Source organism: Microbacterium sp. VKM Ac-2923, assembly GCF_022815605.1.
Taxonomy (GTDB): Bacteria; Actinomycetota; Actinomycetes; order Actinomycetales; family Microbacteriaceae; genus Microbacterium.
This window is the reverse complement of sequence record NZ_JALGRP010000013.1, coordinates 21,363-44,795: the sequence shown is the minus strand read 5'-3', so window position 1 is coordinate 44,795 and position 23,433 is coordinate 21,363. Positions and strand designations below refer to the sequence as shown.

Annotated in this window: 28 protein-coding genes; 6 read left to right on the top strand and 22 right to left on the bottom strand. The window is 71.1% G+C overall.

All coding sequences use genetic code 11. From position 1 onward, the window contains the following. Positions 1-8: 8 nt before the first annotated feature. Positions 9-713: an SGNH/GDSL hydrolase family protein gene (locus tag MT347_RS16160; protein ID WP_243502402.1), complete on the top strand. Its 705-nt coding sequence runs from the start codon at positions 9-11 to the stop codon at positions 711-713. After that, on the top strand, positions 679-1,074 hold the full coding sequence (locus MT347_RS16155) for a dihydrofolate reductase family protein (RefSeq protein WP_243502400.1): 396 nt from the start codon (positions 679-681) through the stop codon (positions 1,072-1,074). Before MT347_RS16160 ends, MT347_RS16155 begins: the two co-directional genes overlap by 35 nt. On the opposite strand, the gene MT347_RS16150 is transcribed toward MT347_RS16155, so the two are convergent. From MT347_RS16150 to MT347_RS16110, 9 genes are all read right to left on the bottom strand, one after another. Beyond that, complete coding sequence (locus MT347_RS16150) at positions 1,031-1,690, bottom strand: Pr6Pr family membrane protein (protein WP_243502399.1); 660 nt, start codon at positions 1,688-1,690, stop codon at positions 1,031-1,033. The genes MT347_RS16155 and MT347_RS16150 overlap by 44 nt on opposite strands. A 175-nt stretch (positions 1,691-1,865) precedes the next feature. Beyond that, the gene (locus tag MT347_RS16145) at positions 1,866-2,567 is read right to left on the bottom strand and encodes an alpha/beta fold hydrolase (RefSeq protein ID WP_243502398.1); all 702 of its coding nucleotides are present in this window, start codon (positions 2,565-2,567) and stop codon (positions 1,866-1,868) included. A gap of 23 nt (positions 2,568-2,590) precedes the next feature. Further along, positions 2,591-3,028, bottom strand: coding sequence for a BLUF domain-containing protein (locus tag MT347_RS16140; RefSeq protein ID WP_243502397.1), 438 nt, complete (start codon positions 3,026-3,028; stop codon positions 2,591-2,593). Next, complete coding sequence (locus tag MT347_RS16135; protein ID WP_243502383.1) at positions 3,025-3,312, bottom strand: hypothetical protein; 288 nt, start codon at positions 3,310-3,312, stop codon at positions 3,025-3,027. Before MT347_RS16135 ends, MT347_RS16140 begins: the two co-directional genes overlap by 4 nt. 104 nt (positions 3,313-3,416) lie before the next feature. Further along, positions 3,417-3,806: an ester cyclase gene (locus tag MT347_RS16130; protein ID WP_243502382.1), complete on the bottom strand. Its 390-nt coding sequence runs from the start codon at positions 3,804-3,806 to the stop codon at positions 3,417-3,419. Positions 3,807-4,004: 198 nt separating this feature from the next. Further along, positions 4,005-5,171 carry a thiolase family protein gene (locus tag MT347_RS16125; protein ID WP_243502380.1) on the bottom strand — a complete coding sequence of 389 codons (1,167 nt, stop codon included), beginning with the start codon at positions 5,169-5,171 and terminating at the stop codon, positions 4,005-4,007. Position 5,172: 1 nt separating this feature from the next. After that, positions 5,173-5,820: a 3-oxoacid CoA-transferase subunit B gene (locus MT347_RS16120; RefSeq protein ID WP_243502378.1), complete on the bottom strand. Its 648-nt coding sequence runs from the start codon at positions 5,818-5,820 to the stop codon at positions 5,173-5,175. Further along, positions 5,817-6,563 (bottom strand): 3-oxoacid CoA-transferase subunit A, encoded by a 747-nt coding sequence (locus tag MT347_RS16115; protein WP_243502377.1) that lies wholly within the window; start codon positions 6,561-6,563, stop codon positions 5,817-5,819. The genes MT347_RS16120 and MT347_RS16115 overlap by 4 nt, the downstream gene beginning before the upstream one ends. A gap of 85 nt (positions 6,564-6,648) precedes the next feature. Then, positions 6,649-7,857, bottom strand: a complete 1,209-nt coding sequence (locus MT347_RS16110; RefSeq protein WP_243502375.1) for an FAD-dependent monooxygenase — start codon at positions 7,855-7,857, stop codon at positions 6,649-6,651. A gap of 60 nt (positions 7,858-7,917) precedes the next feature. On the opposite strand from MT347_RS16110, the gene MT347_RS18480 reads away from it, so the two are divergent. Beyond that, positions 7,918-8,445, top strand: a complete 528-nt coding sequence (locus MT347_RS18480; protein ID WP_243502374.1) for a MarR family transcriptional regulator — start codon at positions 7,918-7,920, stop codon at positions 8,443-8,445. Between the two features lie 6 nt (positions 8,446-8,451). Here MT347_RS18480 and MT347_RS16100 read toward each other — a convergent pair whose 3' ends face one another. The 6 genes from MT347_RS16100 to pcaH all read right to left on the bottom strand — a co-directional run bounded on the left by MT347_RS16100 (position 8,452) and on the right by pcaH (position 13,325). Next, positions 8,452-9,219 carry an IclR family transcriptional regulator C-terminal domain-containing protein gene (locus tag MT347_RS16100; RefSeq protein ID WP_243502373.1) on the bottom strand — a complete coding sequence of 256 codons (768 nt, stop codon included), beginning with the start codon at positions 9,217-9,219 and terminating at the stop codon, positions 8,452-8,454. Positions 9,220-9,239: 20 nt separating this feature from the next. Beyond that, positions 9,240-9,707 (bottom strand): 4-carboxymuconolactone decarboxylase, encoded by a 468-nt coding sequence (gene pcaC / locus MT347_RS16095; RefSeq protein WP_243502372.1) that lies wholly within the window; start codon positions 9,705-9,707, stop codon positions 9,240-9,242. Beyond that, on the bottom strand, positions 9,707-10,489 hold the full coding sequence (locus MT347_RS16090; protein ID WP_243502371.1) for an alpha/beta fold hydrolase: 783 nt from the start codon (positions 10,487-10,489) through the stop codon (positions 9,707-9,709). The genes pcaC and MT347_RS16090 overlap by 1 nt, the downstream gene beginning before the upstream one ends. After that, entirely contained in the window at positions 10,486-11,913 is a 1,428-nt protein-coding gene (locus MT347_RS16085) for a lyase family protein (RefSeq protein ID WP_243502370.1), read from the bottom strand. Before MT347_RS16085 ends, MT347_RS16090 begins: the two co-directional genes overlap by 4 nt. Continuing rightward, the gene (gene pcaG / locus MT347_RS16080) at positions 11,903-12,460 is read right to left on the bottom strand and encodes a protocatechuate 3,4-dioxygenase subunit alpha (protein ID WP_243502369.1); all 558 of its coding nucleotides are present in this window, start codon (positions 12,458-12,460) and stop codon (positions 11,903-11,905) included. The genes MT347_RS16085 and pcaG overlap by 11 nt, the downstream gene beginning before the upstream one ends. 67 nt (positions 12,461-12,527) lie before the next feature. Then, entirely contained in the window at positions 12,528-13,325 is a 798-nt protein-coding gene (gene pcaH, locus MT347_RS16075) for a protocatechuate 3,4-dioxygenase subunit beta (RefSeq protein WP_243502368.1), read from the bottom strand. A 90-nt stretch (positions 13,326-13,415) separates the two neighbouring features. Here pcaH and MT347_RS16070 point away from each other — a divergent pair, with 90 nt between their 5' ends. Further along, the gene (locus tag MT347_RS16070) at positions 13,416-14,168 is read left to right on the top strand and encodes an IclR family transcriptional regulator (RefSeq protein WP_243502367.1); all 753 of its coding nucleotides are present in this window, start codon (positions 13,416-13,418) and stop codon (positions 14,166-14,168) included. 216 nt (positions 14,169-14,384) lie between these two features. Here MT347_RS16070 and MT347_RS16065 read toward each other — a convergent pair whose 3' ends face one another. The 5 genes from MT347_RS16065 to MT347_RS16045 all read right to left on the bottom strand — a co-directional run bounded on the left by MT347_RS16065 (position 14,385) and on the right by MT347_RS16045 (position 19,615). Beyond that, positions 14,385-15,893, bottom strand: a complete 1,509-nt coding sequence (locus tag MT347_RS16065; protein ID WP_243502366.1) for an amino acid permease — start codon at positions 15,891-15,893, stop codon at positions 14,385-14,387. Positions 15,894-15,966: 73 nt separating this feature from the next. Continuing rightward, positions 15,967-16,965 carry a magnesium/cobalt transporter CorA gene (corA, locus tag MT347_RS16060; protein ID WP_243502365.1) on the bottom strand — a complete coding sequence of 333 codons (999 nt, stop codon included), beginning with the start codon at positions 16,963-16,965 and terminating at the stop codon, positions 15,967-15,969. Between the two features lie 70 nt (positions 16,966-17,035). Then, positions 17,036-17,368 carry a DUF3140 domain-containing protein gene (locus MT347_RS16055; RefSeq protein ID WP_243502364.1) on the bottom strand — a complete coding sequence of 111 codons (333 nt, stop codon included), beginning with the start codon at positions 17,366-17,368 and terminating at the stop codon, positions 17,036-17,038. Positions 17,369-17,438: 70 nt separating this feature from the next. Further along, complete coding sequence (locus tag MT347_RS16050; RefSeq protein WP_243502363.1) at positions 17,439-18,347, bottom strand: DMT family transporter; 909 nt, start codon at positions 18,345-18,347, stop codon at positions 17,439-17,441. After that, positions 18,344-19,615: a serine hydrolase gene (locus MT347_RS16045; protein ID WP_243502362.1), complete on the bottom strand. Its 1,272-nt coding sequence runs from the start codon at positions 19,613-19,615 to the stop codon at positions 18,344-18,346. Before MT347_RS16045 ends, MT347_RS16050 begins: the two co-directional genes overlap by 4 nt. A gap of 184 nt (positions 19,616-19,799) precedes the next feature. Here MT347_RS16045 and MT347_RS16040 point away from each other — a divergent pair, with 184 nt between their 5' ends. Further along, complete coding sequence (locus tag MT347_RS16040; RefSeq protein ID WP_243502361.1) at positions 19,800-20,453, top strand: heme oxygenase (biliverdin-producing); 654 nt, start codon at positions 19,800-19,802, stop codon at positions 20,451-20,453. Between the two features lie 173 nt (positions 20,454-20,626). On the opposite strand, the gene MT347_RS16035 is transcribed toward MT347_RS16040, so the two are convergent. Together MT347_RS16035 and MT347_RS16030 are read right to left on the bottom strand one after the other, a co-directional pair. Continuing rightward, positions 20,627-22,009 (bottom strand): ATP-dependent RecD-like DNA helicase, encoded by a 1,383-nt coding sequence (locus tag MT347_RS16035; protein WP_243502360.1) that lies wholly within the window; start codon positions 22,007-22,009, stop codon positions 20,627-20,629. Between the two features lie 9 nt (positions 22,010-22,018). Continuing rightward, a complete protein-coding gene (locus MT347_RS16030) occupies positions 22,019-22,504 on the bottom strand; it encodes a MerR family transcriptional regulator (protein WP_243502359.1) in 486 nt (161 codons plus the stop codon). A gap of 6 nt (positions 22,505-22,510) precedes the next feature. On the opposite strand from MT347_RS16030, the gene MT347_RS16025 reads away from it, so the two are divergent. After that, positions 22,511-23,389, top strand: a complete 879-nt coding sequence (locus tag MT347_RS16025; RefSeq protein WP_243502358.1) for an NAD(P)/FAD-dependent oxidoreductase — start codon at positions 22,511-22,513, stop codon at positions 23,387-23,389. Positions 23,390-23,433 lie beyond the last annotated feature (44 nt).

The following is a 23,433-nucleotide window of genomic DNA, read 5'->3' as shown; positions in this document are numbered from 1 at the left end:
ATGGGCACATGCGCGCGCGACGATTGCTGGGCCTGGGAGCCGTGGCATCCCTTCTTACGAGCCTCGTCGCGTGTTCCACCCCGAGCTCCGAAGCTCCCTCCTCGACACCCGTCCTCAACGCCGATGCGCCGGTCGTCGCGTTCTACGGCGATTCGTATACGCGGGGAACGGGCGCGAGCTCGCCCGAGAAGCGCTGGTCGACGATCGTGTCGGCCGAGCGCGGGTGGCGCGAGATCAACCGGTCGGAGAACGGTCTGGGCTTCGTCAATCGCCGGACGTCGATGGGGCCGGGACTCGACGACATCCCCACCCTGATCATCGACGACGACCCCGACATCGTGTTCGTCACGATGGGCTTGAACGATAACTTCAGCTACGACCGCGCCGCGGATGAGATCCACACCGCCATCGACAGCGACCTCGATCGCCTGCGCGACGGACTGCCGGAGGCGCGCATCATCGTCGTCGAACCGTTCTGGTACACCGACGACCGGCCCGCCTCGGTCGACGTCATCGCCGGCTGGGTCGAGGCCGCCGCCGAGCGCATCGACGCGGACCACATCGACGGCGCGAGCCACTGGCTCGACGGGCACGACGCCGACTCGTCCGACAGCTGGATGGCCTCCGACGGCCTGCACCCGGACGACACCGGTTACGCGGACATGGCGAAGCGGATGGATGCCGCGCTCCGCGCCCTCGACCCGCCCCTGTGACGGCTGGGCAGGGAGTCGTCGAGCTCGCTCGCAGGATGCACGGGAGCGGTCGGCTGGTCGAGAACCGACCGATGATCACCTCCCGGCGAGCAATGCGCTTGCGACCGTCCGCGCCCTCAAGGCGAAGCCCGGCCTCGGAATCTACCTCTGCGGGGGAGGCTCGCTGGCCGGCAGCCTTCTGCCCGCGATCGATCGCCTGATCATCAAGAGCAACCCGGTCGTCCTCGGTGGCGGCATCCCGCTTTTCGACGGGGTGACCGGTGCCGCCACGAGATTCACCCCGCTGAGTGCGGCGACCTTCGGATCTGGCGTCACGATCACCGAGTATGTGCGGCCGACCGCCGCGACGTCCGCCGGCTGAGCGCCCAGACCGCCGCCGCCGCGAGTATCAACAGCGTCAGGATGCCGACGACGTGCAGCGCAAGTGACGGCAGACCCCGCTCGGGCAGGAGGAAGCCGTAGGGCACCCACCCATCGGTCGCGCCCCGCAGCAGCACGACCGTGATCCACACGAGGGGGTAGGGCAGCACCCACCACACCTGCGTCCACGCGAGCCGCGGCCGGTCGGGCGAGAAGGCGATGTCGATGACCACCAGCACCGGGAAGACGACGTGCAGCACGACGCTGACCCACGCCGGCGCGGAACCTGTGCCCGGCACCAACGCGTTGTAGACCACGGCGACGACGATCAGGCACGCCGCTCCCACGCCCCAGGCCACCGAGAGCCACAGGGGAAGGCGGCGACCGTTGAGGGCGAGCGCACCCAGGGCGATGAGCACGAGCGCGGTGAGCGAGCTCGTCTGGTTCGTGAAGTAACCGAAGAAGTCGAACGGATTCACATCGCCCACCGCGATCCGCAGAACGTACGCGTACAGCACGACGAGCAGAACAGCGGATCCCCCGACGACGCGCACGAGCGGACGGGTGCGACCGGCCGAGCGGAGTGGCTCGGGGACAGCAACGGATGCGAGGGGCACCGGGCGACGCTATCGCGCGCGGGTCACCGAACGCCCGTTCGCGGTGCCGACCCGGCGGAATCGGTGAGATCGGGCACGCCGACGCGCTCGTCCCCCATCGCTCGCTCCGGGCACCGCCCGTGTTCGAGCCGCTCGGTCGACAGCATCCGCGGGTCACTCCCCCGCGGGACCCGCGTCAGGAGGTCGCGGCGTCGACGCGGCGCACCGTCTCGGCGATGGCATCCGCCACCGCGTCGGGGTGCGACACGTGCGGGGAGTGACCGGATGCCACCGACACCTGCGCATCGGCGGCGTCAGCCCACTGTCGCTGCTGCTCAGGCGGGAGCGCCTTGTCTTCGCTGGCGACGACGTAGGTCACCGTCACGTCGGGCCCGGGCTCGGCCGGGGCGGGCTGCGTGAAGGATGTGACGCTCTGCCACCCCACGCGGGTCAGCGCGGTCTCGACGACGGCCGGGTCGACACCCGAGTAGATGGTCTCGGCGACGTTGCCGATCTTCACGGCCTTGCCGTCGGCGGAACGCTCGTAGCCGGGCGGGAACTCGCCACCCTGCGCATCGAGCAGGGAAGCGCCGACCGGCAGAGAGAACGCGGCGATCATCACCAGTCCGCGCACGGAATCGACTGCCGCGGCTGCCGCGCGGGCCGGGACGCCGCCGTAGGAGTGCGCCGCGAGCACCACCGGACCGTCGATGTCGGCGAGAGCCGAGCGGATGGCCTCGACATCGTCGGTCAGCGAACCGATCTCGGCGGTGTCTGCGGAGCTGCTCGGCAGGTCGAGCGCGGTGGCCGACAGCCCGCGAGCGGCGAGCGCGGCGATGAGCGGCTCGAAGACCCAGGCGCCGTGCATCGCGCCGGGGATGAGGACGATGGTGGACATGGTGCTCCTCAGGTGGTGAAGGCTCAGGCGCCGACGCTGGAGCGGGCGCGGAACCACACCGTCAGCTCGCGGACGGCGCGGATACTGGCGTCGTCGTCGTCGGCCTCGAGGTCGGCGAACGTGTCGCGGAAGCCCTCGGGCGGCGGGGACGCCGGGACGCCGATGGGTTCGTAGCCCATCGTCCACTCCGAGAACCGGCGCTCGTCGACCTGCTCGGTCAACAGCACCCGTACGTCGGTGTGGCGCGGATCACGCCTGATCTTCGCCATGAGGTGTTCGACCGGGTCTCGGGGACCCTCGAGCACTTGGAAGAAGCGTCCGCGCCGGTACAGCAGCATCCCGGTGAGGTCGTGGTCGTGGTTGGACGCCCGGCTCTGCGCGAGCAGGTCGGCGAGCGCTGTGTCATCGAACGACTCCGCCGCCGAGCTGACGTAGGAGACGGAGACCAGGGGCGTGCTCACGCGACCGCACTTTCGTCGTCGACCGAACGGGGCGCGGGAACGCGCACCTGTTCGAGGGTGATCTGCGCGTCGAGCGGGGGCTGGCCGTTCGTGACCGCGGCCATCGCCGCCGTCAGGGCCTCGAACCGGCCGACGATACGGGAATGACCGTCGTGGGCCAGGAAGACGCCGTCGGGCTGACGGTCGATGTAGCCGAGGAAGACGCCGCTGCGACTGCCGACGTGAAAGCCCTCTTCGACGCGAGCCCAGACGACGCCCGCTCCGGGCCGATCGGGAGACACCATGGCCGCCCTCCTTACACCCGCTATGGAACCGGGCATGAGAGACCGTACCCGGGGCCTCCGACATCGAGCCGCCCTTGACAGATCACGCGGTACAGCGCACTCGTTCAGCCGATCGCCGCGCGGATCTGGGCGGCGTCATCGGTTCCGCTCACCTCGACGACACGACCCCGCTCGACCCGATACATGGCGAAGGAGGCGATGCTCACGCGACGGCGCGTGGCCGCGACGTGCGCGAAGGAGCCGCTGTGGGTGCCGCCGCCGCGCAGGTGCACCGCGAGACGATCGTCCTCGACCAGCAGCTGGATGCGCTTCCACTGCCAGTCGGGGAAACCGTGCAGAAGGTCGGCGTACTCGTCGATCCAGGCGTCGGCACCGGCGGGCAGATGCGCGCGGCGGACGGCGGGATGCAGGAAACCGCGCACATCGTCGAGGTCGTGCCGGTTGAGCGCATCGAGGAGGTCGCCGAACCACTCGCGCGTCTCCCAGGGCTCCACTCCCCCATTATCCGTGAGTCCGCATGCGCGGGACGGGACGGGACGAAGCACAGGGGGCCAGCTGCGCCGTTCCTGGAGCACGCGAACCCTCCTCTGTGAGGATCAACGAACGGCCGAGGTGTCCCCCCTCGGCTTCGGCGCCCCGACCGACGACGTCACCAGCCTTTCCTGTCCTCTCGCACGGATGCCGCGGCGCCCTCAGCGCTCCAGCACCACCGCGAGCCCCTGGCCCACCCCGATGCAGATCGCCGCCACCGCGACGCCGCCACCCCGGCGTTTCAGCTCGTGCGCGGCGCGCGCGATGATGCGCCCGCCGGAGGCGCCGAGCGGGTGACCGATCGCGATCGCCCCGCCGTTCTCGTTGAGAGTCGACGGGTCGAGCTCGGTCCACAGCTTCGCGCACGCGAGGGTCTGAGAGGCGAAGGCCTCGTTCAACTCGACGAACGACACGTCGGCCCACGTGCGGCCGGCGCGGGCGAGCGCGCGGTTGGCCGCCTCGACGGGGGCGACGCCGAACACGTCGGGGTCGTTGCCGAACGCGGCGCGTCCGGCGATACGCGCGAGGGGCTCGGCATCCATCGCCCCCTCCGCACCCAGCAGCACCGCCGATGCCCCATCGTTGATGGGCGAGGAGTTGCCCGCGGTGACCGAGCCGCCCGCGCGGAACGCCGGACGCAGACCCGCAAGCACCTCGGCGGTGGAGTCGTCGCGAATCCCCTCGTCACGGGCGAGCACGTGCCCCTCGACCTGCACGATCTCGTCGTCGAAGCGTCCCGCGGCCCAGGCTGCCGCGGCGAGGCGGTGGCTGCGCGCGGCGAAGGCGTCCTGCTCCTCGCGCGAGATGTCGTAGATCTCCGCGAGCTTCTCGGCGCTCTCGCCGTTCGAGATCGTCCAGTCCGACCGCAGGCGCGGGTTGGTCATGCGCCAACCGATGGAGGTGTTCCACATCGTCTGATTCGACGCGGGGAAGGGACGCGGGCTCTTCTCGACCACGAACGGCGCGCGCGTCATCGACTCGACACCGCCGGCGAGGATCAGCTCGGCGTCACCGGCCTCGATCGCGCGCGAGCCCTGGATCACGGCATCCAGAGACGAGCCGCACAGGCGGTTGATGGTCGTTCCGGGCACCGACGAGGGGAAGCCGGCGAGCAGGGCCCCGAAACGCGCCACGTTGCGGTTGTCCTCCCCGGCCTGGTTGGCGTCGCCGAAGACGATGTCCTCGATACGCGCGGGGTCGATTCCGGTGCGGTCGACGACGGATGCCATGACGGTGGCCGCGAGATCGTCGGGGCGCACGTCGGCGAAGGCTTTGCCGTGCCGGGCGAAGGGCGTGCGGACGGCGTCGTAGACGAACGAAGCGGGCATGTCAGGCGTCCTTCTCGATCAGGGCGAGGCCGAGCAGGGCCTCGATCTCTTCGTGCGTGTTGTCGCCGAACAGCTCGCGCACGCGGAAGCCGGAGGCGGTGACGTCGAAGACGCCGTGGTCGGTGTAGACGCGGGAGGCACAGCCCACCCCGGTGAGCGGGTAGGTGCACGACGTCACGAGCTTGGGGTCGCCGCCCTTGGTCAGCAGGTCGGTCATGACGTAGACGTCCTTCGCGCCGATGGCGAGGTCCATCGCCCCGCCGACCGCGGGGATCGCCCCGGGCTCGCCCGTCGACCAGTTGGCGAGGTCGCCGCCCGCCGACACCTGGAACGCCCCCAGCACGCAGACGTCGAGGTGACCGCCGCGCATCATCGCGAACGAGTCGGCGTGGTGGAAGTACGCCGCCCCCGCGAGAGCGGTGACCGGCTGCTTGCCGGCGTTGATGAGGTCGGGATCGACGCGTCCGCGCTCGGGCGCCGGCCCCATGCCGAGCATGCCGTTCTCGGTGTGCAGCACGATCTCGAGCCCCTCGGGCAGGAAGTCGGCGACGAGCGTGGGCGCTCCGATCCCGAGGTTGACGACCGCCCCCTCGGGGATGTCGGATGCCACGCGGGCGGCGAGCTCGGCGCGGGAGATGCGGGTGGTCATCGCTGTGCTCCTTCCTCGGCCAACGGCCGGCCTTCGATGTCGACCCCACCGACGAACGCGCCGTCGCGCACCCACGGGCGTTCGCCGACCGCCACGACGCGGTTCACGTAGAGTCCGGGCGTGACGACGGCCTCGGGGTCGAGCCGGCCCAGCGGCACGATCTCGTCGACCTGCACGATGGTCGTGGTCGCCGCAGCGGCCATGATGGGGCCGAAGTTGCGGGCCGTCTCGCGGTAGACGAGGTTGCCCCACCGATCCGCCGCGCGGGCGCTGATGAGGGCGACGTCGGCGCGGATCGGGTACTCGAGCACGTAGTCGCGCCCGTCGATGCGACGCGTCTCCTTGCCCTCTGCCAGCTGGGTGCCGAAGCCTGTGGGGGTGAAGAACCCGCCGATGCCCGCGCCCGCGGCGCGGATGCGCTCGGCGAGGTTGCCCTGCGGCACGAGCTCGAGTTCCACCTCGCCCTCGCGGTACAGCCGGTCGAACACCCACGAGTCGCTCTGGCGCGGAAACGAGCAGATCATCTTGCGCACCTGGCCGGCGGCGAGCAGGGCGGCCAGCCCCGTGTCACCGTTGCCGGCGTTGTTGTTCACGACGGTCAGGTCGCGGGCGCCGTGTGCGATGAGCGCGTCGATGAGTTCGACGGGCTGCCCGGCGCGGCCGAAGCCGCCGATCATCACGGTGGCTCCGTCGGGGATGCCCGCGACGGCGGCCGCGAGGTCGGGAACGGTCTTGTCGATCATGGAGGCTTCCTATGTTCGCTCTGCGAACGCCCGTTCGCAATACGCACACTTTACTCCGGACCGCCAGGATCGGCAAGACCCGCGTTCACCCCAGGTGCGCGTAAGCCGGCAGGTCGATGGCATCCGCCGGAGGGGTGAACAGACCGCCCATGAGACGCGCGACGACAGGAGTGGATGCCACCCGCAGCACCCCGCGGAACACCCCGACGCCGAGCCGCGAGGTGGGGTTGGCCAGCCGCGGAGTGCCCGGGGGCAGATTCTGCGCCTGCGCGACGTACGGCCTCATCACGCGCTCGTACCCGCGGAACGCGTCGCGGTGGTCGACGTGGGCTGCGAGCTCGCCCGCCAGCACGTAGGCCCCGGCCAAGGCGAGGCTCGTCCCCATACCGCTGACCGGCGAGGCGCAGTACGCGGCGTCTCCGACCAGTGCCACCCGGCCGTTCGACCAGCGCGGAGCCCGCACCTGACCGATCGCGTCGGTGTACAGCTCCTCCGCGCGGTCGAAACCGTCGAGCACGCGCTCCGCCTCCCAGCCGGCGTCGGCGAAGGTCTCGCGCAATCGGCGGCGTTGCGCGTCGAGATCGCCGCGGTCCGCCCGCGGGCGCTCGCGATCCGTGACCACCGACATCGTCGCGCGGATCGTGCCGTGCGGATCGGGGCGCAGGGTGATGGAGCGGCCGCCCGGCGCGGAGTACCAGCGCCACCAGTCGTCGTCCGCGGCGGTGCGGGGGATCGTGCCGTACGTCGTCTCGAGGCCGAGCGAGCGGATCTGCGGCTCATCGCCGAAGACGAGCCCGCGCGTTCGCGAACCGATCCCGTCGGCGGCGACGACGAGCGCGAACCGCTCCTCGGGCGCCCGCTCGAAGCGCACGATGACGCCCTCGGCATCCTGTTCCACCCCGGTGACCCGGTCGCCAAAGCGATACTCGGTGCGCCCCGCGGTGCGCTCGACGAGCAGTTCGGCGAGATCGCCGCGCAGGATCTCGAGCTCGGCGGTGGCGCCGTCGGAGTCGCCGCGGCCCGCGGGGAACTCCGCCACGGTCCGCCCGTCGCGTCCGACGAACCGCGTCCCCACCTCGCCCGTGGTCGCCGCGCGCACCGCAGTCTCGAGATCCATCCGCCGCAGCACGTCGCGGCCGGCGCCGCGCACGTCGACGTTCTGTCCGCCCGCGCGGAGGCCTCGGGCGCGCTCGACGACCACCGTCTCGTAGCCGTACCGGTTCAGCCAGTACGCCAGCGCTGGGCCCGCGATGCTCGCCCCGCAGATCAGCACGCGTCCTCGGGAGGTCGTCATATTTTCCCCGTTTCGTTGATTATCAATCTTATTGGCAATCTACACGACTATTGTAAGGACGTGCCCACGCTCGACGACTCCCCCGACGCACGCGACGACCGCCGCGAACGCGAACGTGCGCGCCGCAGCGAAGCCCCGATGGGCGACGACGACATCCGCGCGCGCGTGCAGCGCGTCACCCTGCGTCAGCAGCAGTTCGAGCGTCACGTCGCCGACGTCCTCGCCGTCGACGCCCCCGGACTCGAGGCGATGGACCACCTCATCTCCACCGGCGCCGCCACCCCCACCGAGCTGGCACGGCGTCTGGGCATCTCGACCGCCGCAATGACGCTCGTGCTGCACCGTCTCGAGAAGGCGGGGCACATCCGCCGTGAACGCCATCCCCACGACGGCCGCAAGCTCGTCGTCACGGCCGTCGATCGGTCCCGTGACCGCGCGCGCGACCTCGTCACGCCGTTGATCGACGGCATCGAGCGAGTGGTGGACGAGATGGATGCCGCGGAGCGCGCCACCGTGCAGCACTTCCTCGATCGGCTCATCGGCGTGTACGACCACGCCCTCGACGCCGCCAACCCACCACGGCGCTGAGGGGTCTCAGACCAGGCGGAGCTCCGCATCGATCGCCGTCGCTGCCGCCGTCAGCGGCGGAAGGCACCTGTTGCGCCACTCGTCGACGTCGCCGCGCGCGCTCGCCGACACGTTGACGGCGGCCACGACGCTCCCGTCGCGCCCGTGGACGGGCACCGCGAGCGAGCGCAGCCCCTGCTCGAGCTCCTCGTCGACGAGGGCCCAGCCCTGCTCGCGGATGCGCGCGAGCTCGGCCGTCAGCGAGTCGACGTCGGTCCGTGTGCGTGGAGTCAACGGCTCGGGCCGGGCCGCTCCGATGAGCTCCGCGATGCGCTCCTCGGGTTCGGCAGCCAGCAGCACGCGGCCCATGCTCGTGGCGTACGCCGGGAAGCGCGTGCCGATCGTGATGCCCACGCTCATGATGCGCCGCGTGGGGACGCGGGCGACGTAGACGATGTCGTGGCCGTCTCGCACCGCGGCCGAGACGCTCTCGTCGATGTCCCGCGACAGCCGCTCGAGGTGCGGCTGCGCGATGGCCGGAAGCGACAGCGCCGACAGGTAGCTGAAACCCAGCTCGAGCACCCGCGGGGTGAGGGCGAAGTCGCGCCCGTCGCTGCGGACGTAGCCGAGGGTCTGGAGGGTCTGCAGGAACCGTCGCGCTGCAGCCCGCGGCAGGTCGGCCCGGCGCGACACGTCGCTGAGGGTCAGGGTCGCGTGGTCGGCGTCGAACGCCCGTATCACCGCGAGGCCGCGCGCGAGCGACTGGACGAACTCCGGTCCCGCGCTTTCGCTCACCGGCTCACCCTATCCGCCGGTCACCCGCCGACCTGCGCGCCGCCGCCCTGCCCGTCCCCGCCCGGCACGTCCCCGCCCGGCGTGTCCCCGCCCTGCCCGTCCTGCACGGGCGCGTCCTGTGCGAACACCTCCGACGCGATCCGGAACGCCGTGTTCGCCGCCGGCACGCCCGAGTAGACCGCCGACTGCAGGATCACTTCGCGGATCTCATCGACGCTCAGACCGTTGCGCAGCGCCGCCCGCAGGTGCATCGCGAGCTCCTCGTGGTGCCCGTGCGCGATGAGCGAGCTGAGCACCGCGATCGACCGGGAGCGGCGGTCCAGACCCGGTCGCGACCAGATGTCGCCCCAGGCGACGCGCGTGATGAAGTCCTGCCAGTCGGCGGTGAGCTCGGTGGTCGACGCGAGGGCGCGGTCGACGTGGGCGTCCGACAGCACGGCACGGCGCACGGCCATGCCCTGGTCGAGGCGTTCCTGATCGGTGGGCATCAGGCGTCCTTTCGAGAAGCGGATGCGAAGAACGACCGCAGCAGCGCCGACACGGCCTCGGGCTGTTCGGCGGGCGGCAGATGGCCGGCGTCGTCGATGCGCGCGGTGCGGCCGTCGCGCACGCCCTCGGCGATCTCGACGGCCTTGGCTTCGGGCGCGACGGCGTCGAAGGCACCCCAGGCGGCGAGCACCGGCGGCGCGATCTCGCCCAGCGAGAAGCGCACGTCGTACGCGGCGAGCGCCTCGCAGCAGCGCGCGTAGCTGTCGTCGTCGGCATCCTGCAGCGCGTGCAGCAGACGCCCGGTGAGGTCGGGGCGCCGCGCGATCGAGTCGGGCGCGAACCAGCGCTGGGCCGACGCGACGATGAGGCTCGAGGTGCTCTGCGCCCGCGCCTGCGCGGCACGTTCGGCCCACGCGTCGGGGTCGCCGAGCTGAGCTCCGGATGCCACGATGGCCGCGGCCCGCACCCGGTCGCCGTGTCGCAGGGCGAGCTCCAGCCCCGTCGCTCCGCCGAGCGAGACGCCGGCGTAGAAGAAGGTCTCGTCGGGCACCGCAGCCGCGACGGCATCCGCGAGGTCGGCGACCGAGAACGCCTCCCGCGCGACGGGACCCGTGCCGTGACCCGGGAGGTCCCAGGCGGCGACGCGGTAGTCGTCGGCGAGCAGCGGCACGACGTCGTCCCACAGGATGGTGGAGGTGCCCAGCGACGGCCCGAGCACGACGAGCGGCGCGCCCTCCGGCCCGACCGGCGCCGTCAGCGAGATCAGCGTTGCCGCACTCATTCGTCCACCCCGTGTCCGTTCCTCTCGTATGCCGCGCGGTCTCGGCGGCCGGTTGCGCTTCCGGTGGCGGGTGCCCCGACCTCCGTGGCATCCGGAACCTCGACGGTTCCGCGCGCCGACCCGCGCGCCAACCGCGGCGCGAGCCCGACGTAGCCGGTGGGATCGAGCAGCGCGTCGACATCGAGATCCTCGGGCAGCGCCCGCAAAGCGTCAGCGAGGTCGCCGTCACCGGCGAGCAGGTCGGCGAAGCGCTCGGCGCCGATCAGCGGCACCAGAACGCCGCGCAGGCGCTCGCTCACGAGGCGTCCGCCGGTCGCTCCGGCGTTGCGCGCCGCGGCCGCGGTGTCCACCCGCAGGTGTTCCGCGAGCGAGGAGGCGTGCCACGATGCGCCCAGCGCCAGCCGCAGAAGATCACGCAACGTCGGCCACTCGGCGTGCCACGCCCCGTCGGGGCGTTCGTCGACGGCGAGGGATGCCGCAAGGTGCAGCGTCGCGCCCAGCTGCGGGGCACGGAGGGCGGCGGAACGGATGAGCACCGCCTCGGCGGGGTTCTGCTTCTGCGGCATGGCCGACGAGCCGCCGCCCTTGCCCTCCGACACCTCGGCGATCTCGGTGCGGCTGAGTGTCGCCACGTCGGCCGCGAACTTGCCCAGCGCGTCGAGCGCCTGCACGAGCGCATCACCGAGCTCGGTCACCGGCCAGCGGGTGACGTGCCACGGCGCCTCGGGCACGTCGAGCGACGCTGCCCGGGCGAAGGCCGCGGGGAGGGCCGCCGCGGCATCCGCGGATGCGGTGATCTCCACGAACGAGGCGAGCGTGCCGCCGGCGCCGCCGAGCTGCGCCGGGAAGACGAGCACGTCGAGACGGGACACCGCGCGCTCGATCCCCTGGGCCCACGTCGCCGCCCGTGCACCCACCGTCGTGGGCACCGCGTGCTGCGTGAGCGTGCGCGCGGCCGCGACGTCGTCGGCGTGGCGAAGGGCGAGCCGTCGCAGCCATTCGGCCGCGTCTCCCAGGGAACCGCGCACCTCGCCGACCGCGCGCTGCGCGACCACCATGAGGGCGGTGTCGAGGATGTCCTGACTCGTCGCCCCGCGGTGGACCCAGGCGCGGTGCGCGGCAGGCACCCGTTCCTTCATCATCCCCACGAGCGGGATGACGGGGTTGCCGCCCGCGACCGATGCCGTGACGAGCGCGTCGACGTCGAGCGTCTCCGACGGTGAACCGCCCGTCTCGTCGAGGCCGAAGGCGTGGTCGATCGCGATGCCCGCCTCCCGCGGTGCGACGCCTCCCGCGACGTATGCCGCGACGAGCGCGCACTCCGCCCGCACGAGGGCATCGAGCACCGCGGCGTCGGACACGAGCGCATCGTGGCCGACCGCGACCGGGGTGAGCAGTCCGCGCTCGAAGGGTTCAGAAGGCAAGGAACACCGTTTCTCCCGCGCCCTGCAGCCGGATGTCGTGCCGCAGGTGGCCGTCGGCCGCGCGCGTCGCGATGAGAGTAGCGCGCTCCTCCGACGTCAGCGTCGACAGCAGCGGATCGGCGGCGAGCGCCGCGTCATCCCCCGGCACGTAGATGCGCGTGTGCAGCTTGTCGGGCAGGCCCCGGGCGAACACGATCGCGGCGTAGAAGGCGGCGCGACCCCGGATGCCACCGGGCTCGCGCGTCCAGAACTCGAAGTGCCCCTCGTCGTCGGTGAACGCACGACCGAAGCCGGTGAACGTGTGGTCGTCGCGGCGGAACGCGCCGCGCGCCCGCGGCACCGAGCCGTCGGCATCCGCTCCCCAGATCTCGATCAACGCGTCGGGCACCGGTGCGCCCGCGCCGTCGTACACGGTGCCGCCGAGCACGATCGCCCCGGGCGAGTGCGGGAAGGCGACCTCGTGCTGCTTCGGGTACTCCAGCCCGTAGGCGAAGAACGGCCCGACCGTCTGGCCGGGGGTCGCGCGGTGGGTCTTGGCGGGGATCACTCGTCGCCCTCCTGCTCGCCCTTCGACGGGCTCAGGGACCGGGTCATGCGTCGATGTCGTCGTCATCTCACTCGCCCTCGGCTTCGAAGTAGGTGGCATCCGGTCCGTCGACGACGATGTCGAAGCGGTAGCCCGTCGCCCACTCGGGCGAGGTGAGCTCGTGGTCGTATACGCCGACGAGGGCGTCGCGATCCTTCTGCCGGTGGATGGTGTTGTAGATCGGGTCGAGCGCGAACAACGGGTCGCCCGGGAAGTACATCTGCGTGACGAGGCGCTGCGTGAACGACGAGCCGAACACCGAGAAGTGGATGTGCGCCGGCCGCCACGCGTTGCGGTGGTTCTTCCACGGGTAGGGGCCGGGCTTGATGGTGGTGAAGCGGTACTCGCCGTTCTCGTTCGTGACCGCGCGCCCGGCGCCGGTGAAGTTCGGGTCGAGGGGGGCGGGGTGCTGGTCGCGCTGGTGGATGTAGCGCCCGGCGGCGTTGGCCTGCCAGATCTCGATGAGCTGGTTCGCCACCGGTCGCCCCCAGGAGTCGAGCAGGCGACCCTGCACGCTCATGCGCTCGCCCAGCGGCTCGCCCGCGTGCTGGAGGGTGAGATCGGATTCGATCGCGGCGACGTCGCGCTGCCCGAACGCGGGCGAGAACAGCTCGATCGTCTCGGGGTCGACGAGCTTCGGGTTCTTCGTCGGATGCCGCAGCACGCTCGAGCGGTAGGCGGGGAAGTCGTGCGCGGTCGCGGGCACGGACTCACCGGCGGCATCCAGCTCGGCGTGACGCGCGCGGATCTCGTCGACGATCTGACTTTGCGTCGCCTGGTCGGGGGCGGCGAGCAAGGTCTCGGGTGCGGCGGCGGGGTGCGACATGGGGTCTCCTTCGACGATTCCATCGTCCGGCACCGACCACGCGGGCGCCAGACGCTTCCCACTGAATGGGAGTCATGGCATCCTGACCCCATGGCGAACTCCCCCTCGGGCGACTCGGTCACCGACCGATTGGTGCGCATCCTCGAGACCTTCACCCCCACGCGCACCGCCCAGACCACGGCCGACATCGGGCGACGAGCGGGCCTGCCGAGCTCGTCGGCGCATCGCATCGTGGGCGAGCTGGTGGATGCCGGCCTGCTCGAGCGCGACGACGAGCGGCGCGTGCGCGTGGGCATGCGGCTCTGGGAGCTGGCGACGCGGTCGTCGCACGCGCTGCGGCTGCGTCAGGCCGCCGTGCCGTACATGGAGCGCGTGCAGCAGCGCGTGCGCGAGCACACGCAACTCGCGATCCTGGAGCACGACGAAGCGCTTTTCCTCGAGCGGCTCAGCGCGCCCGACTCCGGCGCGAACATCACCCGCGTGGCGGGGCGCCTTCCCGTGCACGCCTCGTCGTCGGGCCTGGTGCTGCTGGCCTTCGCCCCGCACGATCTGCAGGAGCGGGTGCTCGCGGGCTCGCTCGCCGCCGTCACCCCCGAGACCATCGTCGACCCGGTGGTTCTCCGGCGCGAACTCGCCGAGATCCGCACCCGCGGGCGCGCGATCGCCCCCGGCTACGTGGACGAGGTGTCGACGGGCGTGGCCGTGCCCGTGCGCGATGAGACCGGGGCCGTCATCGCCGCCCTGTCGGTCGTGCTGCCGCGAGATGCGGAGACCCAGTTCGCGCTCGTCGAGCTGCACCGCGCGGCCCGCGACACGGAGCGCGCCCTGGGCTATCGCCGCTGATCCCTTTCAGCCGTCGGGCGCGCGAGTCGCCAGGATTTGTCGCCTCGAGGGCTCGAGGGGCGACAAATCCTGGCGACTCACGCGCCAGATGTTGGGGGGAGGGGGGGGAGGGGGGAGAGGGGGGCTGGGTACCGTTCAACGGGATCGGGGGCGCGCGTGACTCGCACTTATCGACCCGCGATCGGGGGCACGGGCGCCGCGCGGGCGCCCGGGGACTCAGTCCTTCGAGCCGGGCGCCTTCGGGAACGGGCTCGGCACCACCGGGTGCGTGCCCGTGTAGCCCTCGCGCTCCGCGGCGAGCGCGGCGATGCGCCCGCGGCAGGCGTACCAGCCGATCACGATGCCGATGACCGCGATGACGGTGGCGACCAGCGTCGCGGGCGAGTCGACGAACACCAGCACCAGCACCCCCGCGAGGAACACCAGCGTCACCCAGTTCGTATGCGGGGCGCCGAAGAGTCGGAACGAGGGCCGCACGAGCTCGCCGCGATCCGCGAGCTGCTTCAGGCGCATCTGGCAGATGATGATGGTCGCCCACGTCGAGATGATGCCGACCGAGGCGACGCTCAACACCGTCTCGAAGGCCTCGGCGGGCACGAAGAAGTTCAGCACCACGCCCAGCAGCGCCACGGCCGCCGTGATCGCGATGCCGCCGTATGGCACGCCCGCCTTGTTCATGCGTGCGGCGAACTGCGGCGCGGAGCCGGCGATGGCCATCGAACGGAGGATGCGGCCCGTGGAGTACAGCCCCGCGTTCAGCGACGACAGCGCCGCGGTCAGCACGACCATGTTCATGATGACGTCCACGCCCGGCACTCCGATCGAGGCGAAGAACGTCACGAACGGGCTCTCGCCGGCCGAGTAGGCGGTGAACGGCAGCAGGAGCGACAGCAGCAGCACCGACCCGACGTAGAACACGGCCACGCGGATCACCACCGAGTTGATGGCCCGGGGCATGACCTTCTCGGGGTTCTTCGTCTCGCCGGCCGCCGTGCCGATCAGTTCGATCGAGGCGTACGCGAAGACCACGCCCTGCATGAGCAAGATGGCGGGCAGGATGCCGTTGGGGAGGAAACCGCCGTTGTCGGCGATGAGGGCGAATCCCACGGGCGCGCCGTTAGGAGTCCCGAACACGACGAAGTAGATGCCCACGAGCAGGAACGCCACGAGGGCGGCGACCTTGATGAGCGCGAACCAGAACTCGAGCTCGCCGAACACCTTGACCGACACCAGGTTGACCGCGAGCACCACGACGAGCGCGATGAGCGCCCACGCCCACTGGGGCACTGCGCCGATCCACGGCACGTACTTGCCGAAGAAGTTCATGTAGACCGCGGCGGCGGTGATGTCGACGATCGTCGTCATCGCCCAGTTGATCCAGTAGAACCAGCCCGAGACGAAGGCGGCCTTCTCCCCGAAGAACTCCCGCGCGTACGACACGAACGACCCCGAGCTCGGCCGGTGCAGCACCAGCTCGCCGAGCGCCCGCAGGATGAAGAACGCGAAGACGCCGCACACGGCGTACGAGACGACGATCGCGGGACCGGCCTGGGCGAGACGGCCGCCGGCGCCGAGGAACAGTCCCGTTCCGATCGCACCGCCGATCGCGATCATCTGCACCTGACGGGACGTGAGCCCCTTGTGGTAGCCGCTGTCCTCGAGCTCGACGGTCGAGGTGTGGGTCGGCTGGGCGGCGTCGCCCGAGCGCGGTGTGGAGTCGTTCACCTTCCCATCATTCGATTCGCGCACCGCCTGTCCAGCAAGCGCGCCGAGATCGGTGGCATCCGGATGCCGCGGCTCAGAGCCACTTCTTCCGCTTGAACGTCAGCCACAGTCCCGCCGACACGGCCACCATGAGCCCCAGCGCCATCGGATAGCCGAACTGCCAGTCGAGCTCGGGCATGTTCTGGAAGTTCATGCCGTAGATCGCGCCGATGAGCGACGGGCCGAACAGGATCGCCGCCCACCCCGAGATCTTCTTGACCTGTTCGTTCTGCTCGAGCGAGGTCTCGGTCTGCCGCTGGGTCACGAGCGTCGCGTTGACGGTGAGGGCGTTATCGAGGATCGCGCGCAGCGCCGTGAGCTTGTCGCACTGGCGCAGCACGTGGTCGAGCACATCGCGGAGCGAGCGCTGCAGCTCGATGTCGACGCCGTACTTCTCGGACCCGCGCAGCAGCGCCTCGAGCATGTCGCGCAGGGGTTCGGTCGCACGTTGGAAGTGGATGACCTCGCGGGCGAGCTCGTAGATGCGCTGGGTCAGCTCGGCGCCGCCCACCCCGAACAGCTGATCCTCGATCTCGTCGACGTCGTTCTGCAGACCCCGCGCCACCGGGTCGTACTGGTCGACCACCTCGTCGAGGATCGCGTACAGCACGGCCTCCGGCCCGCGGGCCAGCAACTCGGGCTGCTGTTCCAGGCGGTGACGCACGCGCGCGAGGTCGGGAACCTCGGCGTGGCGTACCGTCACGACGTAGTCGGGCCCGATGAACACGTGCAGCTCACCGAACTCGATGGTCTCGGTCGCGTCGATGTAGCGAGCGGGACGCAGGACCGCGAAGAGGTTGCCGCCGTAGCGTTCGAGTTTCGCGCGCTGGTGACCGGTCAGGGCATCTTCGACGGCGAGGGGGTGCAACGAGAACTCCGCGGCCACCCGCTCGAGCTCCTCGGGTGAGGGTCGCAGCAGACCGATCCACGCCATTCCGCCGTGGGCTTCCATGTACTCGAACGTCTGGTCGAGGCTCGAGGGGTTCTCGATTCGGTGACCGCCGACGTACACGGCGCTGTCGATGATGGGCATGGTTCCGTTGTACCCCCGTCCGGTGACCGCGAGGTGACCGCGGCCTATGCTGCCGCCGCGATCCGCAGGCTCATTTCTTCGGGTCGTTGCCCCAGTTCATGAGCGAGTACCGCCAGTCCGTGTCGGTGATGTCGCCCTCGGGCCGCTGTGCGCTGTGCCGCTTGACGTAGCCGACGACCTTCCTCATGTGGGCGTAGTCGTCGTCGGTGAGGTCGGCCTTCTTCTTCTCGAGGATACGGACGATGTGCCGCCCGCTCTCGTGACCGGTCGACTCTCCGCCGCCGTCCTTCTTCTGACCCACCGATTTCGACTCGTCGGTGTCGAGCCACTTCTTCAGCTCGCTCGCGGTCATGGTGACCGCCTCGTCGAAGTCCTTGCGGGTCTGGTCGTCGTCGTCGCTCATGCCGTCATCCTCGCCACCACCCGGCATCCGCGACGCCCCCTTGCGTGGTGGCCGCCGCGGTGGCATCCGTTCAGCCGACGGGCTCGCTGAGCGGCTCGTCGGCGTCCGGTCCCGGATGCCGTGCGGCCTGGCCGCGGCGGGCGGCGGCGAGCACCGCGCCGATGCTCGCAGCGATGACCAGCACGATGCCCGCGATCTCGAGCCACGACAGGTGCTGACCGAGCAGCAGGAACCCCGCGATCGACGCCGTCGCCGGGCCCAGGCTCATGAGGATCGCGAATGCCGAGGCGGGCAGGCGCCGGAGCGCGACGAGCTCCAGCGCATAGGGGACGGTCGACGACAGCAGGGCGACCGCCGCACCCAGCGCCAGGATGTCGACGCGCAGCAACGCCGGCCCCGCCTGCCACACGCCGAACGGCAGCGCGATGACGGCGCCCACCGTCATCGCCAGAGCGAGTCCGTCGAGCCGGGGGAACTCACGGCCCACGCGTGCGGACGCGAGGATGTACAACGCCCAGCTCACCGCCGCACCCAGGGCGAACACGACGCCGAGCAGGTCGAGCCGGTCCCACCCGCCGGCGCCGAGGGCGACGACACCGGCCAGGGCGAGTCCCGCCCACAGCCAGCGCGCGATCCCCGTCGCGGTCAGGATCGACAGGGTCAGCGGCCCGAGCACCTCGATCGTGACGGTGACCCCGAGCGGCAGGCGCGCCAGCGCGAGGTAGAACAGCCCGTTCATGGATGCCAGCACCACACCGAATCCCACGACGGAACGCCACGCATACGCCGTGTGCCCGCTCAGGCGGGGGCGGGCGATGGCGAGCAGCAGCAGCGCCGAGAACAGCAACCGCAGCATGACGATGCCCAGGGGCCCCGTCTTCGGGAACAGCATCACGGCGAACGAGGCGCCGACCTCCTGGCACGCCAACCCCACGAGAACCAGAGCCGCGGCCGACCCCTGTCCGCCGCGTGGGGTCATCCGGCGGGGGCCGAGCAGATCGCGTTGGCGGTGATGTTCTCGCGCATCTGCTCCGCCGTCCAGGGCAGCCCCGCCTCGGGCGCGGTCTGCCCCTGCGCGGCGGGGGCCTTGGATGCGATCGCCGCGAGCTCCCACGCGAGCCAGGCTCCCGTGTTCTCGTTACCGGCCGAGTTGTTCAGCACGACCGCGACCGACATGCCGGTCGTGGGGTCGGCGAAGGCCCCGACGGTGTAGCCGGGAGTCGAGCCGAACTGCCCGATCAACGAACCCGCCTGATAGGCGCCGCCCGCCGCGGTGAACCACGTGGGTTGATCGGAGGCGACCGGCACGGGGCTGGCGAAGCGGTCGCTGCCGTCGGGGAGCAGGGCGTCGGTGGCCAGCGCCTGGGCGTAGCGCCCGAGGTCTCGGATGTTCGTGACGGCACCGGAGGCGGCATCGCCGTAGCTGGCGGACATCGTGGTGAACTCCAGTGGCTGCGCGCAGTCGTAGGCGCCCTCCGCGTTGGGCTGAGACCAGTGACCCGTGAGCGGGGCGCTCCCCGGCGGCGCTGCCGCGGGGGCGGGCATCGAGGTGGCCGTGAGGTCGAGAGGCGTCGTCACGCGCTCGGTGATCACTTCGCCGAGCGACTGCCCGGTGGCTCGCTCGATGGCGAGACCGGCGAGCAAGTAGTTCGTCGGTGACGACGCGAACGCCACTCCGGGGTCGTTCAGCCGCGGCTTCGCGATCCCGTACGCCATCAGCTCGCGTGCGTTCCACACGCGAGCGGGGTTGCTCAGCACCAGGCCGTCGAGGCTCGACGTGTACGAGGCGATCCCCGACGTGCCGTCGCACAGCTGCCGGAGGGTGATGTCCTCGTAGCCGGGCACGTTGCTGACCCACTGGGTGATGGCGTCGTCGAGCGAGAACCGTCCGTCGGCGGCGAGACGGTACAGGACGTCACAGGTCATCGCCCCGGTGACGTCGGCCGCCCGGAACTGCAGGTCGGCGGTCACCTCCGCGCCCCCGGGGGTCTGGGTGCCGACGCCCGACACCCAGGTGCCACTCCAGGGCGCCCAGACGCCGACGATGGCTCCGGTCGCGCCGGTCGCGGTGATCGCCGAGGTGACCGCGTCGCGCATCTCGGTCACGGTCGCGTCGGGCAGGGTCGCGTCGACCTGCGCGGGGATGTCGATCGAGACCGTCCCCTGGCTCGTGCAGCCGCTGAGCGCGACGGCGAGCACGCTCGCGCCCGCGATCGCGGCGGCCGCGGAACGACGCCAACCCGGCATGTGAACCCCCCACGTTTTCGAGCGCGACGAAGCGCGCTCCGGATGCATTCAAACACACGGCGTCCGGCTGAACCCGCCGCTTGCGCACGCCGAACGTCACGTGTGCATCACGTCTGCCGCGGCGGCGACGTCCCGCAGCACAGAGGGGGTTAGGTAAACCTAACCGTTTGCGTATGATGGCCGCATGAACGTCGTCCTCCCGTTCTCCACGGCCCTGCGCGAGCGCTCCAGCAGCGCGCACTCGCCGCGCGAGTGCGACGGCTTCATGACCGACCTGCTCACCGGCGCCGGCACCCGCGACGACTACATCGCCCTCATCTCCCAGCACTGGTTCTTGTATTCCGCCCTCGAGGCGGCATCGGCGCGCATGCGCACCGATCCGGTGGCATCCGTCTTCCTCAGCGACAAGCTCTCGCGCCTGCCCGCGCTCGAGGCCGATCTCGCTTTCCTCATCGGTGCGCACTGGCGGGATGAGATCCACCCGCTGCCCACCACGCAGGCCTACGTGTCGAGGATCCGCCGGGTCGCCGCGACCTGGCCGGGCGGGTTCGTCGCGCACCACTACACGCGGTTCCTCGGCGACCTGTCGGGCGGACCGTCGATCGGTCGTCTGATGCAGCGCCGCTTCGGATTCGAGACCAACGGCATCGGCTTCCTGCTCTTCGGCGACATCGCCGATCCGAAGGCCTTCAAGAGCGTCTATCGCGAACAGCTGGACGCCGCCCCGTGGGACGACGACGAGAAGGAGCGCGTCATCGCCGAGGTCCTCGTCGCCTACCGCTTCACCACCGAGCTGTTCGCCGACCTGACCCGCGCGAAGGCCGACCAGGTCGCCTGAGCGATCGCGACCGCCGGGCATCGCGCCCCGCGCACGGCGACGCCCGGTGAAGCCCCCGCCGCGTCCTGCCCGGTGCGCCGCGCGGGGCTACGCCCGCCTGGCTGTCGCCGCGCCCTTCCGGGCACTACGCCTGCCGCGCCGCCGCCGCGTCCTGCCCGGTGCGCCGCCCGGGGCTACGCCTGCCGCGCCGCCGCCGTGTCCTGCCGGTTCAGCCACGTCTGCTTCATGAAGCGGCGGACGTCTTCGTCGACCCGGATGTCGCCGGGGCGGAGCGGTCTCGTCAGGTACAGGCCGTCGAGAGAGGTGAGCCGACTGAGCGCCACGTACGTCTGCCCCGGGGCGAAGGCACCCGAGCCGAGGTCGACGACCGCGCGGTCGTAGGTCTTGCCCTGCGACTTGTGGATCGTCACCGCCCACGCCAACCGAAGCGGGAACTGCGTGAACTCCGCAACGATCTCGCGCGAAAGGTTCTTCGTCCCCGGGTCGTAGGCGTAGCGGTACCTCTCCCAGACGGCGGGCTCGACATCGTGCTGGATGCCGTCGACCTCGACCCGCACGCTGTCGCCCGCGATGCGGGTGACCGTGCCGATCGTGCCGTTGACCCAGCGGGGCGCCTCGCCGAACTGCGCCCCGTCGTTGCGGAGGAACATCACCTGCGCCCCGACCTTGAGCGTGAGCTCCATCTCGGCGGGGTAGTTCGCCTCACCGCGGCCGAAGTCGCCCGAGATCTCGGCGGCGGCCGTTTGCGTGCGCCCGATGAGCTCCTCGAGGTGGCGACGGTTGATCGTGTTCACGCGGTCGTTGCGGGTGGCGAGCGTGATGATCGGATGCTCACCGTCGGCCGGATGCGGGGGCGTGCGCGCTCCGGCGGTGTTCAGGATGCCGGCCATCTCGGCCGTGACGCGGCCGTACCGCACCGCGTTGAGCAGTGTCTTGAAGCCGGGGTCGGACTGCCGGTGGATCTCGACGAGCTCGTTGACGTGAAGGTCGGCTCCGTGCCGGCCGATGTCGATGAGTCCGTCGCTCGCGGCCTCACCCGACCAGACCTTCGCGTCGAAGAACCAGAACGAGCGGTAATGGTCGGCGATGTAGCGCGCCTCGTCGCCGCGCGGCGGCACCGGGGCCAGCTGGTACGGATCGCCGAACATCACGATCTGCGTGCCGCCGAACGGCTCCGAACGACGACCGCGGGCCTGGCGGAGCGATCGGTCGATGGCATCCATCAGGTCGGCGTTGACCATCGAGATCTCGTCGATCACCAGGGTGTCGATGGCGTTGAGGAGCTTCCGGGTGGCGTCGTTCTGGTCGATGTCGCCGTTCGCGATCAACCCGATGGGCAGGCGGAAGAGCGAGTGGATCGTCTGCCCCTCGACGTTGAGGGCGGCCACCCCCGTCGGCGCGCACACGGCGATCTGCTTCTTGGTGTTGTACGCCAGGTGCTGCAGCAGCGTGGACTTGCCCGTGCCCGCGCGGCCGGTGACGAAGACGTGCTCGCGGGTGTCCTCGATCAGCCGGAACAGCGCCTGCTGCTCGACGGAAAGGGGCGGCGTGGTCACCGGCCCATGCTAGTTCGCGTGCTCGCCCGCGGGCAGCGTCGCGCCCACGGGCCCGCCCGCCGGCTCGGTGTGCAGGAGCAGCCAACGCGCCTCACCCGAGAGGACGTCGGCGACGTGGCTGCGGAACCGCGGACACTGGGTGATGTCATGCGACCGGCAGCGCAGCGCGTGCTCGGTCATCGCCCGCGCCTGCGCGATGTCTGCGGCACGGCGGTCCAGTTCGGCGACGTGCTCCTCGAGCACCCGGTGCCGGTCGGGGGCGTCGTCGTCGAGCAGCACCCGGATCTGCTCGAGAGAGAGCCCCGCCGCCTTGTTGCGCAGGATCACCGCGATGCGGACGGCGTCGTCGTCGCCGTAGCGACGCCGACCTGCGCCGTCGCGGGCGGGGAGCAGCAGACCCGCATCCTCCCAGTGGCGCAGCACGTGGGTGTCGAGGCCGAACCGCCTGGCCGCCGCGCCGATCGACTCGCCGTCCGAGATCGCACTTGACTTCATGTCGACATGAAGTCACACGATGGACGAGAACACAAGCGGAAGGACTTCATCGTGTACGACGCGATCATCATCGGTGGGGGGCCGGCAGGCCTTCAAGCGGCGCTCACCCTCGGCCGGATGCACCGGCGCACCCTGCTGCTGGACTCCGGCGCCTACCGAAACGGCACCGTCCGCCACGCCCACAACCTGCTGACCAACGACGGTCGTGATCCGGCCGAGCTCCGCCGCCTCGCGCGCGCCGAGATCGCCGCCTACGACACCGTCGAGATCCGGGATGCCGCTGTGTCGACCGTCGAGCGAGAGGAAGACGGCCTCATCGTGACGATCGACGGCGGCCAGCTTCGCGCGCGCGCCGTCATCCTCGCGACCGGCGTCGCCGACGAGCTCCCTCCCATCCCAGGCCTGGCCGAGCACTGGGGCGACACCGTCGCCAACTGCCCGTTCTGCCACGGGCACGAGTTCTCCGGGCGCCCGGTGGCGGTCGTCAACGCGTCGGCGCACGCCGCCGCGCTCGCGGCGATGCTCGAGCCGGTGGCATCCGAGGTCCATGTCGTGGCACCCGCCGACGTGCGCGCGGTCTCGGGCACGGACGACGGGTTGCGCCTGGAACTGACCGACGGCACCGCGCGCGACGTGGCGGGCGCGTTCGTCGCTCCCACGTGGACGGTGCGCGGGGAGATCGTCGACGCGCTCGGCCTCGAACGCCAGGAATCAGGCGCCGTGCGCACCGACCCGTTCGGGCGCACGAGCGTGGAGGGCGTGTACGCGGTGGGCGACATCGCCCAGCCCGACCACCTTCCCGGCCCGATGTTCTCGCTCGCTGCGGCGATCGCGGGCGGCCAGCTCGCCGCCGTCGCCGTCGTGCAATCGCTCGTCGTCGCGTGAGGTCACCGCGCCGTCCCGCGCGATCCGCGGGATTGCGCGGGACT

Bases quoted from the DNA above. Each gene is read 5' to 3' on its own strand.
- MT347_RS16115 (WP_243502377.1), bottom strand. From the start codon at position 6,563: ATGATCGACAAGACCGTTCCCGACCTCGCGGCCGCCGTCGCGGGCATC.
- MT347_RS16090 (WP_243502371.1), bottom strand. From the start codon at position 10,489: ATGAGTGCGGCAACGCTGATCTCGCTGACGGCGCCGGTCGGGCCGGAG.
- MT347_RS16030 (WP_243502359.1), bottom strand. From the start codon at position 22,504: ATGAAGTCAAGTGCGATCTCGGACGGCGAGTCGATCGGCGCGGCGGCC.
- corA (WP_243502365.1), bottom strand. From the start codon at position 16,965: ATGCCCATCATCGACAGCGCCGTGTACGTCGGCGGTCACCGAATCGAG.
- pcaC (WP_243502372.1), bottom strand. From the start codon at position 9,707: ATGCCCACCGATCAGGAACGCCTCGACCAGGGCATGGCCGTGCGCCGT.
- MT347_RS16155 (WP_243502400.1), top strand. From the start codon at position 679: ATGCCGCGCTCCGCGCCCTCGACCCGCCCCTGTGACGGCTGGGCAGGG.
- MT347_RS16040 (WP_243502361.1), top strand. From the start codon at position 19,800: ATGAACGTCGTCCTCCCGTTCTCCACGGCCCTGCGCGAGCGCTCCAGC.
- MT347_RS16145 (WP_243502398.1), bottom strand. From the start codon at position 2,567: ATGTCCACCATCGTCCTCATCCCCGGCGCGATGCACGGCGCCTGGGTC.
- MT347_RS16110 (WP_243502375.1), bottom strand. From the start codon at position 7,857: ATGACGACCTCCCGAGGACGCGTGCTGATCTGCGGGGCGAGCATCGCG.
- MT347_RS16160 (WP_243502402.1), top strand. From the start codon at position 9: ATGCGCGCGCGACGATTGCTGGGCCTGGGAGCCGTGGCATCCCTTCTT.
- MT347_RS16135 (WP_243502383.1), bottom strand. From the start codon at position 3,312: ATGGTGTCTCCCGATCGGCCCGGAGCGGGCGTCGTCTGGGCTCGCGTC.
- MT347_RS16025 (WP_243502358.1), top strand. From the start codon at position 22,511: ATGAAGTCACACGATGGACGAGAACACAAGCGGAAGGACTTCATCGTG.
- pcaH (WP_243502368.1), bottom strand. From the start codon at position 13,325: ATGTCGCACCCCGCCGCCGCACCCGAGACCTTGCTCGCCGCCCCCGAC.
- MT347_RS16055 (WP_243502364.1), bottom strand. From the start codon at position 17,368: ATGAGCGACGACGACGACCAGACCCGCAAGGACTTCGACGAGGCGGTC.
- MT347_RS16045 (WP_243502362.1), bottom strand. From the start codon at position 19,615: ATGCCGGGTTGGCGTCGTTCCGCGGCCGCCGCGATCGCGGGCGCGAGC.
- MT347_RS16120 (WP_243502378.1), bottom strand. From the start codon at position 5,820: ATGACCACCCGCATCTCCCGCGCCGAGCTCGCCGCCCGCGTGGCATCC.
- MT347_RS16070 (WP_243502367.1), top strand. From the start codon at position 13,416: ATGGCGAACTCCCCCTCGGGCGACTCGGTCACCGACCGATTGGTGCGC.
- MT347_RS16050 (WP_243502363.1), bottom strand. From the start codon at position 18,347: ATGACCCCACGCGGCGGACAGGGGTCGGCCGCGGCTCTGGTTCTCGTG.
- MT347_RS16125 (WP_243502380.1), bottom strand. From the start codon at position 5,171: ATGCCCGCTTCGTTCGTCTACGACGCCGTCCGCACGCCCTTCGCCCGG.